Annotated in this window: 17 protein-coding genes; 4 read left to right on the top strand and 13 right to left on the bottom strand. The window is 60.1% G+C overall.

All coding sequences use genetic code 11. The annotated features are described in order from the left end of the window. Positions 1–14: 14 nt before the first annotated feature. Positions 15–254 carry a hypothetical protein gene (locus HKX41_07890; GenBank protein NNC24076.1) on the bottom strand — a complete coding sequence of 80 codons (240 nt, stop codon included), beginning with the start codon at positions 252–254 and terminating at the stop codon, positions 15–17. After that, entirely contained in the window at positions 239–931 is a 693-nt protein-coding gene (locus HKX41_07885) for an ABC transporter permease (GenBank protein ID NNC24075.1), read from the bottom strand. The genes HKX41_07890 and HKX41_07885 overlap by 16 nt, the downstream gene beginning before the upstream one ends. A gap of 82 nt (positions 932–1,013) precedes the next feature. On the opposite strand from HKX41_07885, the gene HKX41_07880 reads away from it, so the two are divergent. Together HKX41_07880 and HKX41_07875 are read left to right on the top strand one after the other, a co-directional pair. Next, complete coding sequence (locus HKX41_07880) at positions 1,014–1,214, top strand: hypothetical protein (protein NNC24074.1); 201 nt, start codon at positions 1,014–1,016, stop codon at positions 1,212–1,214. 153 nt (positions 1,215–1,367) lie between these two features. After that, entirely contained in the window at positions 1,368–2,288 is a 921-nt protein-coding gene (locus HKX41_07875) for a DMT family transporter (GenBank protein ID NNC24073.1), read from the top strand. A gap of 54 nt (positions 2,289–2,342) precedes the next feature. Here the strand turns inward: HKX41_07875 and HKX41_07870 are convergent, their stop codons facing one another. The 4 genes from HKX41_07870 to HKX41_07855 all read right to left on the bottom strand — a co-directional run bounded on the left by HKX41_07870 (position 2,343) and on the right by HKX41_07855 (position 4,911). Continuing rightward, a complete protein-coding gene (locus HKX41_07870; GenBank protein NNC24072.1) occupies positions 2,343–3,110 on the bottom strand; it encodes an amino acid ABC transporter ATP-binding protein in 768 nt (255 codons plus the stop codon). Between the two features lie 3 nt (positions 3,111–3,113). Beyond that, the gene (locus HKX41_07865; protein ID NNC24071.1) at positions 3,114–3,773 is read right to left on the bottom strand and encodes an amino acid ABC transporter permease; all 660 of its coding nucleotides are present in this window, start codon (positions 3,771–3,773) and stop codon (positions 3,114–3,116) included. 38 nt (positions 3,774–3,811) lie between these two features. Further along, positions 3,812–4,570, bottom strand: coding sequence for a transporter substrate-binding domain-containing protein (locus HKX41_07860; protein ID NNC24070.1), 759 nt, complete (start codon positions 4,568–4,570; stop codon positions 3,812–3,814). A gap of 182 nt (positions 4,571–4,752) precedes the next feature. Beyond that, the gene (locus HKX41_07855; GenBank protein NNC24069.1) at positions 4,753–4,911 is read right to left on the bottom strand and encodes a hypothetical protein; all 159 of its coding nucleotides are present in this window, start codon (positions 4,909–4,911) and stop codon (positions 4,753–4,755) included. 162 nt (positions 4,912–5,073) lie between these two features. On the opposite strand from HKX41_07855, the gene HKX41_07850 reads away from it, so the two are divergent. Continuing rightward, positions 5,074–6,684: a glucan biosynthesis protein D gene (locus HKX41_07850; protein NNC24068.1), complete on the top strand. Its 1,611-nt coding sequence runs from the start codon at positions 5,074–5,076 to the stop codon at positions 6,682–6,684. Positions 6,685–6,752: 68 nt separating this feature from the next. On the opposite strand, the gene HKX41_07845 is transcribed toward HKX41_07850, so the two are convergent. From HKX41_07845 to HKX41_07815, 7 genes are all read right to left on the bottom strand, one after another. After that, a complete protein-coding gene (locus HKX41_07845) occupies positions 6,753–7,373 on the bottom strand; it encodes a hypothetical protein (protein NNC24067.1) in 621 nt (206 codons plus the stop codon). A gap of 2 nt (positions 7,374–7,375) precedes the next feature. Then, the gene (gene pqiB / locus HKX41_07840; protein NNC24066.1) at positions 7,376–9,022 is read right to left on the bottom strand and encodes an intermembrane transport protein PqiB; all 1,647 of its coding nucleotides are present in this window, start codon (positions 9,020–9,022) and stop codon (positions 7,376–7,378) included. Between the two features lie 94 nt (positions 9,023–9,116). Next, a complete protein-coding gene (locus HKX41_07835; protein ID NNC24065.1) occupies positions 9,117–10,445 on the bottom strand; it encodes a paraquat-inducible protein A in 1,329 nt (442 codons plus the stop codon). Between the two features lie 46 nt (positions 10,446–10,491). Then, entirely contained in the window at positions 10,492–11,532 is a 1,041-nt protein-coding gene (locus tag HKX41_07830; GenBank protein ID NNC24064.1) for a proline racemase, read from the bottom strand. Next, positions 11,529–12,710, bottom strand: a complete 1,182-nt coding sequence (locus HKX41_07825) for a zinc-binding dehydrogenase (GenBank protein NNC24063.1) — start codon at positions 12,708–12,710, stop codon at positions 11,529–11,531. The genes HKX41_07830 and HKX41_07825 overlap by 4 nt, the downstream gene beginning before the upstream one ends. Then, on the bottom strand, positions 12,704–13,963 hold the full coding sequence (locus HKX41_07820) for a sugar isomerase (protein NNC24062.1): 1,260 nt from the start codon (positions 13,961–13,963) through the stop codon (positions 12,704–12,706). The genes HKX41_07825 and HKX41_07820 overlap by 7 nt, the downstream gene beginning before the upstream one ends. Then, a complete protein-coding gene (locus HKX41_07815; GenBank protein NNC24061.1) occupies positions 13,960–14,190 on the bottom strand; it encodes a hypothetical protein in 231 nt (76 codons plus the stop codon). The genes HKX41_07820 and HKX41_07815 overlap by 4 nt, the downstream gene beginning before the upstream one ends. 296 nt (positions 14,191–14,486) lie before the next feature. Between HKX41_07815 and HKX41_07810 the strand changes: the two genes are divergently transcribed. Next, positions 14,487–15,836 carry an ABC transporter substrate-binding protein gene (locus HKX41_07810; GenBank protein ID NNC24060.1) on the top strand — a complete coding sequence of 450 codons (1,350 nt, stop codon included), beginning with the start codon at positions 14,487–14,489 and terminating at the stop codon, positions 15,834–15,836.

Here is a 15,836-nt window from a genome sequence, read left to right as displayed (position 1 = left end):
CGGGGCGCGTTGGATCAGGTTGGCCGGCGTCGGCCATATCGTTGCAGCACATTCTGAACAATCACGGTGCCAATCAAGATAACGCCGACCATGCCTGACTGATAGATCGTATTCACATTGTTGAAACTCAGACCGTACTCGACCAACGCTATGACAAGCGTGGCAGCCGCGGTTCCGAGCACACTGCCGGTGCCGCCGAAGATACTCGACCCGCCCAGCACCACAATCGTGATGCTGACTAGATTGGCCGACATGCCGGCGTCCGGCCGTGCATTATGAGCCGTGCCGCATCGATGACACCAGCCACGGCGGACAAACCGCCCGCAATCATGAAGACACGTAGATAGACACGATCCACGCGAATGCCCGACAACCGCGCAGCGAGACTGTTCGTGCCGGCCAAATAGAGTTCGCGGCCGAAACGGCTACGGTGTTGTATCCAACCGAACACGATCAAAAGCGGCAAGTAAATAAGCAGCAGTTGAACCGGGATGTCGAATAGCGTGCCTTGACCGAACCACAAAAACGACTCGGGTAGATTGGATACGTTGACGCCGCCGGTCACGACCAACGCTAGGCCTTGATAGGCAAACATGGTCGCCAGCGTGACGATGATCGCCGGTACAGCGAACACGACCACGGCCAAGCCGTTAATCGCGCCGAGTAACGTGCCAACCAGAATGCCGGCGGCAACGGCGAGCGGCCACGGCAGATCAGTGTGTATCAGCAGCGCCATCGCAACCTGCGACAGGGCATACATGCCGCCGACCGAAAGATCGATCGCACCGGTATTAATCACGAATGTCTGGCCCAGCGCAATGATTCCGATCTCCACACCCAAAAGCGCCATGCTGAAGATGCCGTTCAGCGTCCATATACCGGGGCTCGTTATGGAGAACACCGCCACCGTAGCCGCCGCGTGGTTGGCCATGAGCGCATCATTGGTCGATTGATAATCGGCCAGCGCTGATCGGAGACCACTGATCCTGGAAGGCCGGTTCACCGAGAACCCATTGTTTGCGCCGATCGTTGCCCAACTTCGCGGCCAGCCGGTCGAACTCGCGGCTGACGCGGCCGGCGCAGCACGCCTCGCCAATGAGACCGACCCGCGCCGACAAGCCACGACTACGTGCCGTGCCACGCCCGCCGGGATGGACCATCTGACCGACTACCGGGCCAACTGGCGACGTCACGTCATGTGCGCCTCGACTTAAACCCTGACGCGCTCTTTTATGGGGTGCCCATGTGCGTTGCCAAAACGCGGCCTCTTGTCAGCGCGCAGCAAGCGGCGGCACGGTACGGGTTACCGTGTAAGAATAGCGAGCCTATCCTCGGCCGATCGCGCGGGCACCGCGCTCCGGTGTTCTATGAGTTCAGCGACCCACCGTCTCGCCGTCGTTACCAACGACATACACGCACGACGTGCCTTCTACATATTGATCGTGGGCGCAGTATTCATCTCGTTCGCGCCGATATTCGTGCGACTTTCCACCATCGGTATGCTGCCAACGGCGTTCTGGCGCGCGGTGCTGGCCGTCCCCGGCCTCGTGATCGCGGCCGCCATGACGCCGAACAAACGCAACCTGAGACGCACGCCGGCACGGGCTTCGGATGTTGGTTGGTTTGCGGTGGCTGGCTTCATGTTCGCCGGCGATCTCGGCACCTGGCACTTCGCCATCCAATATACGTCAGTAGCCGATGCCACACTCTTTCCAAATACCGCGCCCATCTTCGTCGCGATTTTTTCCTTCGCACTGTTCGGGACACGCTTTGCGCCCAAGTTTTTATTCGGCATGGCCATCGCTCTGATCGGGGTTACCCTGCTGCTTGGGCTTAGCATCAACGTCGACCACGAGCACCTGGTCGGCGACGCTCTCGGCCTATCCACGGCCATGTTCTACGCCGGCTATTTCCTGGCCGTGGCACGGCTGCGCGGTGAGTACACGACGCCGTGTGTGATGGCCGGGACCATGATCTTCACCGCACTTTTCCTAGCGCCAGCAGCATGGCTAGCGGGCACGCCCGCACTGCCGGCCAGTGCCGCGGCCTGGCTACCGTTGATCGGTTTGGCACTATTATCGCAGACGCTCGGGCAAGGACTTATTGCCTACGCGTTCGCGTTTCTGCCACCGGCGTTTGGCGCTATCACGCTGCTGATCCAGCCTGTGTTAGCCACGGCAATCGCATGGCTGGCCTTCAACGAAGCCGTCGGCGGCACACAGGCCGCAGGCATTGCCATTGTGCTTACCGGCGTACTGCTGGCGCGCCGCGGGGCGCTGCGCTCGTAATCAGGTCGCCAGCCCCAGCCACAGACCGGCATCCATCGGCGACGCTCAGCCGACTCAGTGGTGCAGCACGCGTGACAGGAATTCGGCTGTCCGGGGCTCCGTCGGATTATCGAACACCTGCTGGGGGCGGCCCTGTTCCATGATCCGACCGTCGTGTACAAACACCGCACGATCGGCGACTTCGCGCGCAAACCCCATTTCGTGCGTGACAATCATCATGGTCATGCCCTCGGCGGCCAATTCGCGTACGACATCGAGCACTTCGCCGATCATTTCCGGATCCAGTGCCGAGGTCGGCTCGTCAAAAAGCATCAGGCGCGGATTCATGGCCAGGGCACGCGCGATCGCCACGCGCTGTTGCTGCCCGCCGGACAGTTGTGCCGGATATTTGTCGCGTTGATCGGCGATGCCGACACGACGCAGCAGCCGATCCGCGGTTTCGGTCGCCTGCGCGGCGGATTGGCCTTGGACCTTTTGTGGTGCCAGCGTGACATTGGCCAACACGGATCGGTGCGGGAACAGATTGAACTGCTGAAACACCATGCCCACCGAGCGCCGCACCGCGGGCAGCACCGATTGTGCGCCACTGTCCGGCGTTAACGTGTACCCGGCAACATCGAGGCGCCCCTTCTGGAAGCTCTCCAGGCCATTGACGCACCGGATCAACGTCGATTTACCGGAACCGCTGGCCCCGATCACCACGACGACTTCACCGGCGGCCACGCTCAGGTCGATTTCGGCTAGCGCACGGGCATCGCCGAAATATTTATCGACGCCGCTTAAAGAAACGATCGGGCCCTGCGTGTCGTCGCTTTGCGCCATGATTCACGCACCAACCACGCCACGCCGCTCAAGCAAACGCAGCGCGGCCGACAAGCTGAGTGTGATTACCAGATACAGCACCGCCACCATAAAATAGACCTCCATGGCATCGAACGTGGTCGCGATATAGATCTGACCCTGGCGTACCAATTCGCCGACGCCAATAACCGAAAAAAGCGACGTGTCCTTGATACTGATGATGGCCTGATTGCCAAGCGCCGGGATCATGCGTCGCAACGCCTGCGGCCAGATGATCGTCCAGAAGGTCTGCGCACGGCCGAGTCCCAACGACAGGCCGGCTTCGTTCTGACCCGCGTCGACCGACACCACGCCGCCGCGCACGATTTCGGCGATATAGGCTCCGGCGTTGACCGCGATAGCGGCCACGCCCGCCACGACGGCGTTGATCGGTCCGCCGATGACTTGCGGCAGCCCATAGAAGATGAACAGCACCTGTACGAGCACTGGTGTGCCACGAAAGATCTCGATATAAGTCGTGGCCAACCAACGCAGCGGCGCTGCCGGACTGATCCGCGACAGGCCGAAAACGATGCCGATCACGAATCCGATCGCCAGCCCCGAAAACGAGATCAGCAATGTCCACGGCACACCGGTCAGCAGCGCCGGGATGCTCGCGATTGCGGCGTGCCAGTCAAATTGCATGACAGTGTGATCTCGAGGCGCGCTTGTCTGTCAGACAGTTACTCCGAGGCCGTCTGTTGTTTGGGCGGTTCCTTGTCGAACCATTTTTTATAGATGCGAGCGTAGGTGCCATCCTGATGCATCGCGGCCAATGCCTTGTTCACCGGCTCGACCCACTTGCTGCCCTGCGGAAACGCAATGCCGTAGGGCTGGCCAGCGCGTAGCTTACCCACCATATGTACCTTGCCCTTACCTTTGGTACGTGCAAAGTAGGCAACATTGGGCGCGTCGTAGAACACAGCATCCACGCTGCCCGACATCAACGCCAGATACATACTGGAACTATTAGGATAAGGCTTAATTTTGGCCCTGTCGTCGAGGTGCGACTGCAGGTATTCATAGCTCGTCGAACCGATTTTGGTTGCTACCGTGTGACCCGCCAGATCGGCGAGTTTCTGGATGCTTGAGTCGCCATCACGGACCAAGAGTTTAAGGCCAGACAGGTAGTATGAATCGGAGAAATCGATCACTTTCTCGCGTTCTTGCGTAATGCTGATGCCGGCCAGCGCGATATCGGCACTGCCGGTCTGCAGCGCCGGGATGATGCCTTTAAAGTCCAGTGAACGGACTCGATAATCGAACCCGGCCCGTTTGGCGACGTTTTTCAGGATATCGACATCAAATCCAGTGATGCGGTCATCGCCTTTTTTCTTCATTTCAAAAGGCACAAAACTGGCGACCAAGGCGGCAGTTAGCGTCGGCTTGGATTGGCTGGACTGATCGGCGGCCGCGGCCGCGTTCCACACCAGTGTCGCCATGACCGCAGCGACTGCTACAGCCTGTCGTCCATAACGCATGTGTTGCTTCGATTTATTAAGCATCTGTTTGCCCCCGTAGCGAAAAACTTGGCAGTCGACTTTTTAGAGTACTAAAAACTCAGTACGCCCGTGGCGGTGGCGGCCCGCGCGTTGCTCCAAAATTACAGCCCGCATTCGCCGGCTCAGTCATTCCATTGATCATCGTCCCAGTCGCGGAGTTTGCTGTAGTCGATATACTTATGTATCTGCCGCGCGCGCCAGAACTGATACCCCAAAAATGCGACGGCAACGACGACTACGGCCGTCAGTCCGGCGATGACACCAATCAAACTAGCTGACATGCGCTTTCCTCCATGCCCGGATGACGCCGCCGATTCATTAACGGCGAGCGATACACGTACTATCGTACCCCCCGACGCACTCGCCCCGGTCGCCGGCACGGAATCTTTAGCGCCATTTCGTGTCTAGATCACCAAGTTCATTCAAACGCTATAACTTCCACGATGCAGCGACGTGATTTTCTCAAGGCCATCCTAGCTTCGGGGGCAGCAGCAACACCGACCGTTCGAGCATTGGCCGACAGCGCCGAGCACCACGACGGCCAAGCGTTTTCGGTCGACGCACTACACAAACGTGCACAACGGATGGCCCAGCGTGCGTACAAACCACATAGCGAGGAGCTGCCGTCGGTTTTACAGGATCTGAGCCCGAAACAGTTTCACCAGATCGCTTCGAAAAAGGCGGGGAATCTATGGTCCGACCAAGATTCGACCAATGTCGTCGTTAGTTTTTCGCACGTCGGCATGGCCTTTGACACGCCGGTGCGCATGAATGTCGTAAACCCGAAAACCGAACGCGCCCATCGGGTCGACTTTCAACCCGGCATGTTCGATTATCAAGACGCGGGTATCGACCCCGCGCAGCTGAAGGGCAAAAAACTGGGCTTTGCGGGCTTTGATTATGCGATCAAAAAAAGCCAGAGCGACCAGCCCCAACTGGCCTCTTTTCTAGGCAAGACCTATTTCCGGGCTGTCGACAAAACCCACCAGTACGGCCTTTCAGCGCGCGGTCTGGCGATTGATGTGAACGCATCCGAAGACGAGGAATTCCCCGAGTTCATCGAGCACTGGTTCGTGCGTCCAGCGGATGGCTCGGCACAACTGACCGTTTACTCGCTGATGGATTCGCCCAGCGCAACCGGCATCTACCGATTCGACATCGATACGGCTGAACCGGGCGTGACCATGAAAGTCCAGTCCGATATCTATACCCGTAAGGCGGTCAACCGCCTCGGCATCGCCCCCATGTCGAGCATGTATCTCAAAGGCAGCGCACAACCGCAGGCTCGCGACACGATCTATCCGCGCATGCACGATTCCGACCGGCTATCGATGTGGCGCGGCAATGGGGAATGGGTTTGCCGCCCACTCTATAACCCCCCAACGATTCAGGACAACGCTTTTCAGGACGACTCGCCGAAAGGCTTCGGGTTGGTCCAACACGACCACGACTTCGACAGCTACCGAAACACCGTCGCTTGGTATAACCGTCGACCGAGCCTCTGGATCGAACCGCAAAACGACTGGGGCAAGGGCGCCGTCACACTGATCGAAATCCCCACCGTGGGCGAGACCGTCGACAACATCACAGTGTTTTGGCAACCGCATCAAACCGTGAGTGCCGGCGAACACCTGAGCTACGATTACAAACTCTATTGGTACCCCCTGCCACCCGTCTCACCGAGCCTCGCCGAAGTGGACCAGACGCGCACAGGCATGGGTAACGTGCCAGCGGGCGTAATACCGGGCAAAAATCCGCCCCAAGACTACGCACGGCGCTTTGCGATCGATTTCAAAGGCAAGCCGCTGGACCAACTGGGTGACGATGCCGAAGTCGAAGCCAATATATCAATCTCACGCGGCAAGCTCGGCAAGGTGACAACGCGCCAACTCGGTCCGATCGGCGAATACCGTGCCGAATTCGATTGGCAACCGGAAAGCGCTTCCACCGAGCCGGTGACCATGCGCTGCTATCTACACAGCGGCGGCCAGACATTGACCGAGACCTGGCTGTATCAGTGGGTGCCACCCCAGCCCGGGGACCGACACTACTAAGCAGCCACGCGACAGCTATTGGGCCAACTGATAAGGCCCAATCAGCGCGTATCTGCCAACGGTTTTAATCAGGTGCCATTCGAGCCGGCTCGGTCGTCGGCCGAATGGAGCACCGGTGTGATCCGTGACACGATCGCTTGGCCGACTTGTTGCCATCCGCGTGACAGACTCTCGACCAACGCCCGATAACCATCGCTGGCCAATGGCGTATCGCGTGCAAATGTCTGGGTTTTGAGAACCTGCCCGGCCGGCCCCACCAGTCGCCAACGCCCGGCGATGTGGGCATTGCCATTATGGTTGCCGACAAAACTGTCGACTTTGACACGCAATGTGGCGGCAGATGCCGTACCGGAGCCGGCTTGTGCCACACGCGTATTCGGCATGGCCGCCTCGAGATTCCGCTTGAGCGTTGTGGTCAATTGACCCGGCAGTGGTGACGCCCAGCGGTTGTCGTTGGCGATAACGACTCGATACGCATCCGGCTGATACACGAGACCGTCATGGTCGAGATAGTCGGCGACCGCAACCGGCGCGATCACAAGCGTTGGCGCACTCGTATCCAGCGCCGTCGAGCTGATCCCAGACGGGGCATGCAACCGAAAATAAGATACCGATGACGGCTTGCTGGCACAGCCAGCCAGCACCAGTACACAAGCAAGCAGTGCCGTCGCCACTCGCGTTCGCCACATGATCAGTGACTCGCTCGCGGTATCGGATCCTCACCCTCGGGGCGACCGAAAATCAATGCATTCGGCTGGTCACGCAAGGTGCGCGACAACGGCGCCACATTACCCAGCACTTGATCGAGACGATTCAGTGTGTCGTTCAATTGCTTGTAGGCCGGCGAGTCATGCTGGAAGCCCTCCAGCGTCGTACGCAGTTGTTTGAGCGTTTGATTGAGCTTCGCGGGCAATTGTTTTGTATCGCGCTGCGCTAGCAAACGATTGATTCGGCGACTCATCTGGTGCACTTGTTTGAGTGTCTTGTTGGCTTCGCCGACGGTGCCTTTGACCTGATTGGCCAACGCTTTGGCGTCGAGATCGTTTAGTTGATACATCAGATCCGACAACTGTTTTTGAATACTGGCGATCTGACTCGGCTCGCTGGGAAAGACCGGGTATTTGCCGATCTTTTTCGTCTCGTAGGGCGGCGCATTTTGATCGAAATTTAAAGACACGAGTTTACTGCCCGTCAGTAGATTTGACGATTTAACAGTGGCACGCAGCCCATGTTTGAAAAAGCGCCGGTTCTTTTGTCGCCACTCGGCGTCCGACCAGTCCGTCCAACCCAGACTCGGGCGTTGCGGTTCGATCGCGATCAGAATTGGTATTTTTAACTCCGAGAACCGCTCTAGGTGAAAGTTGCGGTAAAACGGCACTTTTTCGACAGTTCCGACCCGCAAGCCACGATAGTTGACCGGAGCGCCATCAGACAGGCCGCGCACCGACTGGTCGACAAGCATCACGTATTTAATGCGGCGATCGTAGCGATCCTGCTTCGCGGCGTTGTGTGTGGCGTAGAGCTTGAAACGGTCGCCATTTTCGGCCGGCTTGCCAGCTTTAACACCCTTGGCCACCCCGAAAGTCACACCGCCGACGAGCATACTTTCCAGCGAACCAACCTGAACATCGGCGCCCTGTGAACCGAGGTGGAACTGTATGCCCGAACGCATCCAGAACTGGGTCCGATCGGTGATTAATTTGGAATAAGGCTTGCGAATGAACAGCTTGTAAACAGTCTGGCGTTTACCCACCGAAAAACGGCTGTCGACGAGCCGCCCCACGTTGCGCCCCTGGTAGACGATGGGATCGCCCACCGACAGCCTGTTGTTGCCGGAAGTCACGAGTTGCAACGACTTACCCGGCTGATTGGCGGGCACGGCTGGCGGCGTATCCTGCACTTTGAAGCGACGCTTGCCGCTTGGCTCGCCCGCCGGGCGCAACTGCAAATAAGCCCCCGACAGGATCGTATTGAGACCGCTGATGCCCTGCGGACCAACCCGGGGTTTGACGACCCAGAAACGGCTATCATCGCCAATCAGTTTCGCGGTGTCGCTATCCATCTGGACAGTTATAACCGCATCCTGATAATCGCTAGCAAGCGATACATCAGTGACATGCCCGACCGAAACGCTGCGCACCTTGAGCTGCGTCTTGCCAGCCTGGATCGACTGCGCCGCATCCATATGCAGTTTGATAACCGGCCCGCGATTCGCGAACGTGTCGTAGAGCAGCCACACGCCGATTAATGCCGCGATCAGCGGGATCAACCAGACCGGCGAAACGCGCAGCCAGCCCGCGCGTGACAATTGGGCGGTTTGTCCGTTGTCATCGGTCACGCAGCGATTACCCCTTCAACATTCAAACTACCCAAAGCACGCCTCCCCGATCTCCCGATGCATTCGGACGCCACGCGGCGGCCAACGTTATATGTTACCGGCGGCAGTCTACCGGTCGCAGCGCCTGTCGTTGATCGTTTGCGATCACGACAAAGCATGGCGACGCGGCAGCCGACACTTGTGGCCACAGCGTGCGGCTATCAAACGTCAGGGCAGCGACCATGGTCAGGATAACCACACTCGCAAATGCTGCGATGCCCGGGCCCGGTGTAACCGACATCAAGCCGTCGGTCTGCACCAACGTCGCCAGCATGGCGACCACGAACACATCGATCATCGACCAGCGCCCGATTTTTTCAGTCACGCGGTACAGCTGTGTGTACATCAGCGGCGCCCGCGGCTTGTAGCAAGACACCAAACAAAGCCAAGCCAGGGCTACGATCTTGGCGATTGGCACGATGATACTGGCCACGAAAATCACCGTGGCGATGGGCCAGTCACCCGCATGGACCAGATGCAGAATACCGGCAGCGATCGTTTGTGGTTGTTGATTGCCCAGCTGTTCAATAACCATCACGGGATAGATATTGGCCGGGATATAGAGCAGGGCCGACGTCACCAGCAACGCACCGGTTAGCTGACGCCGGTCCACAACCGCCGCGCGCTGGCGTTTACCACAGCGTGGACAGCGACCACGGAAACCGTCGTCTATGGGCAGACCACATCCGGCGCAGGCAGTGGCCGCCTGTGCCGCACCGGTCGCCCCGGGCGTGGCCGCAGCAGCTGACACACGCGGCGCGATGGCGGCCCAAACCGCTGGCCAATCGACCAGCATGGTGCTACGCAAGAGCGCCAACGCATAACCACAGTAGAGGACAAACGCCGCATCGAGATGCACATCGGCCATGCCCACGATTTTGATGAGGCTGACCAATACACCGACGATCAACACGTCCGGCATCATCCATGGTTCGAGACGCCGAAGCAGGCGCGCAGTGACGCCCATCCCGGGCAGTCGCAGGCCAACGTGAACACCGGCGACAACATAGCCAAGGCCAAGCGCGTACAGCCCTGGCACCACGACGGTGGTGACGATCAACACAAATGCGATCAGTGCATAGCCGTGAGCAGTCAGCGCGCCCACGGTGTCGCCGAAGCGCATGACGTGACCGATGCCATGGCTGGAAAAGCCGATAAACGGAAACGCGAACGCGAGTCCGAGAAGAACCAGCGCAGCGACCGCCCAGGCAGCAGGCGCTTGCAACGTTGGCTGCGCCGGGCCGGTTAAATGATGGCCACAACGCGGGCAGTGTGCGCGCTGCCCCGAATACCGCACGGGGACGCGCGACATCCAGTCGCATTCATCGCAGAGGAGCGTAGCGGTGTCGGTTACGGCCTCGGCGTGCTGTGGCTTGCTATTCAATAGTTGAGACGCTTCATATTGAATGCGGTCGCGTCCGAGCTGTTACTCAGGGCGTGTCCGGCGCGCGTGGCAGATCACGCATGTTGGGCGCGATCAGCGAGTCGTCAGGGTCGAACACGAGCTGCGAGCGTGCCGTGACGTAACCACGGCCGCTAATCGTATTGGCCACAAGCGCTCGCTCCGCTTCGTATGTCACACCGGTTAAACAGCCGGAAAACACCGAACCACCAATCGACACCGTTTCCAAGACATCGCCGGGCGTCAGGCGGCCGTCGCGGTGCATGAGCGCCAGCCGTGCGGATGTCCCCGTACCGGTCGTACTGCGACAGATCACACCCGGATGAACATAAGTCGCCGAGCGCGCGCGATAGCGACCACCTCCGATTTGCGAGACCGGCCCCGCAAAATGCACGAATGGTAACGGTCCGACGTCACCGAGGCGATAATGCCGCGGTGCTGAATCGGCGCGGATCGCCGTCACGATGGCGTGCGCGGTCTCAGCCAACGGGTCGCGCTCGGCCGGCACCAAATCAAAACCGAGCGCCTCAGCATCGACCACGGCGTAGAAACCGCCGCTGTAAACCACACTGTAATGGACCGTGCCGACGCCTGGCACCGTAACTCGGGCGTCGGGCGTCTCAACGTAGCTCGGCAAGCCTTCGCAAGTAATCGACTCAACCACGTCGTTCCGGATTTCGGCCGCGATATCAACTGCGCCCGCAGGCGATTCAAGCACGAACTGCTGACGCCCTTCACGTTTGGCAACACGGCCGGTTTCAAGCAGCGCTGTGGCCGTGCAGATCGTATTCGAGCCGGAATAGATGGGATAACCCATTACCTCCATGATGACGTAGCCGGCCTGGGCAGCCGGATCAGCGGCCGGCACGATCAAATCAACCGACATATCCGGGCGACCGTGCGGCTCTTCGAGCAACAACCGACGCAGACCATCGGCTCGATCGCGTAGATACTCCATCTGCGCGCGGACGTTTGTACCGGGAATCGTGCCTACGCCGCCGGTGACGATCCGACTGATGTCCCCCCCGGCGTGGACGTCGGTAAGCTCGATGACGTGGCGATGACTCATGGCGTATCGGCGAGCGCGTATGGCGCGCCATGCGTCGCCCAGTGGCGGTCGGGCACAATCACAATCTTGCCGACCGTCTGTCGGCTCTGATCGGCAAAATACTGCTCGGCCTCGCGTAGCGCGGACAGCCGGAATGTGCCGTGCAGGATCGGCGCGAGCCGGCGCATACGGATCCATTCGATGAGCTGCTCGGCCTCGGCGCGGGTGCCGTGCGACACGCCCACGATGCGTACCTGATAGAGATAGACCAGCGCCCACGGCAATTCCGTCGCGCGGCCAGCAGAGGCGCCGGCGATCGACAAGCGCGGGTAGGTCGCCCGAGCCCGCATATCGAACGTCATGGTCGCGATAAGGCTTTCGGTGACGGTTCCTCCCAGCAGATCCATCACGGCATCGATCGGCGCGCCGCCGGTGGCCTCACGTACCTGGTCCAGCAACGACTCAGGCTGGCTACGGTCGAGCACGACTTCGGCGCCGACCTGGTGAACGCGCGCGGCTTTCTCGGGCATCGACAGCGCGATGGGCACTGCGCCCAACACCCGGCACAACTGGATCAGCGCCGTGCCGACGCCACCGCTGGCGCCAGTCACCAGCACGTATTCGCCGGCCGCCACATCGGCAGCCGTGAGCATGTGATACGCCGTCTGATAAGAACACATCCCGAGGCTAGCGAGCTCGGCATCGGTGAGCTGGGCATCGTCGATGCCGTGAAACTGATCGGCCGGCACGGCCACATACTCGGCAAAACCACCATCGGCGCCATGGCCGTAATAGTCTGGCATGAGATTGATATCCCGCCGGTCATCGGCGTAGATATTGAAATCCAGCAAGCCACGTTCGCCGATGCGCGCCGGATCAACGCCAGAACCGACCGCCGCGATCCGGCCGACAATATCGGCGCCCTGAATGCGCGGAAAAACGAGCGTGGGATCACCGGCAACCGCGAACGAGGTCGTGGTCGCACGGCGACCGGTCGCATACAGGCCTTCGCGCGCCTTGCGGTCGGTATTGTTCTTGGCTGTAGCGGTTACCTCGACCACCACTTCGCCCGCGCTCGCAACCGGCACCGGCACGTCGTCGCGGTAGACCAGCTGTTCCAGGCCGCCATGGCCGGTAAGCTGCATCGCAGCCATCGTGGCCGGCACTCTCGCGCCCGTATCGACAGCCTCGGTCACCATGACAATGTGCGCCCCGCCGGCCGGCCAACAGCGACTGCCAGCGCGGGGGCCAGCGGTAGCTGCGGTAAAAGCGTGGCCTGATAGGCGTGATATAAATCGGATTTAGCGTCGCCACACGCCGGATCGAGCGCCAAATGGCGATCCAGTTCGTGACGCCAACTGCCGCGCTCGCGGTCAATGAAAGTCGTCTCGGCGAAGTCCCAGAGATCGCGATACCACTGCTCGTAGGCAGGCTCGCCGGTCCGTTTGGCCAGCGCATCAGCCGCCGCGATCGCCTCGGCGTGTACCCAGTGGCGCCGGCGCGACGACGAGGCGCATCGTTGCCAATCCAACGTATAGACCAGCCCCGGATAACCATCGGCCGCCCACGCGTCTTGCATCGCGGCATCAAACAAGCCACGGGCGTCGTCGACCAACCAATCGGGCACCGCCTCGCCGGCAGCAGACAGTCCAGCTTCGAGATGCAACAACAGGCGCGCCCACTCACAGCCGTGGCCGGGCGTAACGCCGAATGGACGGAAACCATCGTTCGGCGCCTCCCGGTTGAAGTCGCGCAGTTCATGCCAACCCGCATCAAAATGTTCGACAACGTGGTAGCCGCACGCCCGTGCGTGCCCATGGATGAGTCGCTCGCAGACCGCGAGCGCGCGCTGTCGCCAACTTGGCTCGCCCAGCACATCAGCCAGCGCCAGACACATCTCGACGCCGTGCATGTTGGCGTTGCCACCTCGGTAGTCCGCACACGTACCCCATGCGCAGTCATAGGACTCGACAAACGCCTGCTCATCGGCGGACCAGAAATAACGCTGAATGATGGCCAGCACATCCGTCAGCAGTGCGTGGGCGCCATCAATACCGGCGTGCCGGGCCGTGGCCGCACCGAGGGCGACAAAAAGATGGAGGTAGCACTGCTTGTCCGCGTTTTGTGCCGCCACGGTTTCGTCGGCCAGCCAGCCACCATGCACATCGTCGTGCAACACGCCGCGAAGCGCGTCCACGCCGTGGCGTGCCAGCGACGCAGCGCCCGGGTGACCAGCCAGTGTGGCCAGCGCGAACGCATGCGTCATGCGCGCCGTAACCAAGGTTTCGGCGGTGGCATCGGGGGGCGCGCGGCCATCGCCGTCCAGGCGGACAAAACCGCCGCTGGACTTTACAGCCGCGCGGTGGAAATCCAGCAGTCGTCGACCTTCAGCGCGCAGCCAGTCGCGATGCGTCGCCAGTTCGGGCCAACGATAGGCAGTGCCGATACTCATTCGCGACCCCGCACGCGCGGTTCCGCGTTCGGCTCGCACTCGACCTCGTAATCACCCCCCACGATCAACGGCAAATTCGCCTCGTTCGCTTCAGACACAGTCACCGTTAAACACTGTTTCTGGTCGGTGCGTGCTTCGCGCGCCGCGGCTATCTGCGCCGCCTCCTCGGGGGTATCGGCTTCGATAACATGCTCGCTATCGGCGAGCTCACAAACAAATCGCATCATGGGGCAAATGATTCCACTGCAACACTGATTAGCCTGCAGTCTAACCCGGCGCACGCCTCGTCCACACAAAACACCACCCATCGGTACCGCTGACGTTTGCGGGCCAGAGCATCGCACGGCAGGTACGCCGGCATCTGGCTCAACACATGCGCTGTTATCTAGCCCGGGCCCTCATTTCGTTTTTGAGACGGTTTTGCTAGTTTCAGAATCAGGCAATGATTTGATTGTCAAGCAGCTGGCCCAGACTGTGCTGTATGCGCTCTGAGGCCTGCTGGCGCCAACGGGAGGCGACAACAATGTCCGATAACGGTGATGACGATACAACAGCCCGGTCCATAAGCCGACGCCGATTTCTGCAATCGACGGCTGTGACCAGCGGTGCCCTCGCCCTCGGCAGCAAGCCGCTGTCGCTTATGGCCAACGAAGCGCCACCGGCTTTCCCCCTCGGCCAACTCGTACCGATGACCGGATCGGGATCCGAATACGGCCCATTCTGGCGGGACGCAGGCCACCTGGCGGCTGAACAGCTCAACGAAGCGGCGAAGGCGGTCTTAGGCGGCCCGCTGATTTCGGAACTCGCAACCGAAGATACGAATACGCTACCGACAGCAGCCACCGAAGCGGCGCGTAAATTGATCCAATCGGCCGGCGTCCCGGCCATCACCGGATCCTGGTCGAGTGGTGTAACAACCGCAGTAGCAACCTCGGCCACGATCCCCAATCAAGTGCTGCACGTCGCCTATGGCTCGACCTCACCGCTGATCACGATGCTGCCCGAAGATAAACAGGCCGATCTGCTGTTTCGGACCACGGCATCGGATGCGTTGCAAGGCCGCGTCGATGCCCAACTGGTCAACGGTGAAATCCTCGACGACTATAAGCACAAGACCGCCGCCACGTTGTATGTCAATAACCCTTACGGGCAAGGGCTATCGGACGCGTTCGCGCGCTCGTTTGAAGCTCGGGGCGGCACCATTCAGGCGCAAGTGCCACATCCCGAGGAACTGCAATCAACCTACAAATCGCAGTTATCGGCCGCTCTGCGCGACAATCCAGACGTTCTGTTCCTGCCAAGCTATCCCGGCCATACGTCGACCTTCCTCAAGGAATCACGGGATATCTTTGATTACACCAGTTGGCTATTCACCGACGGCAACAAATCCACGGATGTGATCGACGCCGTCGGCGGTAAAGCGCTGGCCGGCAGTTACGGAACCGCACCGTCCGCCGATACATCGTTCGGACCGTATAAGGATTTTGCCAAGGCATACGCCGAACAAAAGGGCAATGAGCGGGTGCCGCCATTTACTAGTTCGGCCTACGACGCGGTCGTAACCATCGGCTTGGCAGCCGCCCGCGTTATAGCTCAGGGCGACAAAGTTACCGGCCAATCACTACACGACAGTCTCCGCCCCGTGACCAATGCGCCCGGGACCCAGGTCTCCGGCGGCACAGTGGATGGTTTGAAAAAGGCGCTAACGCTCATCAAAAAAGGCGAGGATGTCGACTACCGGGGCGCAGCCGGCGATATAGAGTTCGATAAAAACGGCGATGTCAAAGTTCCGGTCAGCATCTGGCGATACACCGCCGACGGCAAGATCGAAACCATCGATCTGCGTGACCCCGATCAGATTCCCGATAAATAA

It is taken from the genome of Salifodinibacter halophilus (assembly GCA_012999515.1).
Classification (GTDB): Bacteria; Pseudomonadota; Gammaproteobacteria; order Nevskiales; family Salinisphaeraceae; genus Salifodinibacter; species Salifodinibacter halophilus.
This window is presented reverse-complemented; position numbering and strand designations above follow the sequence as displayed.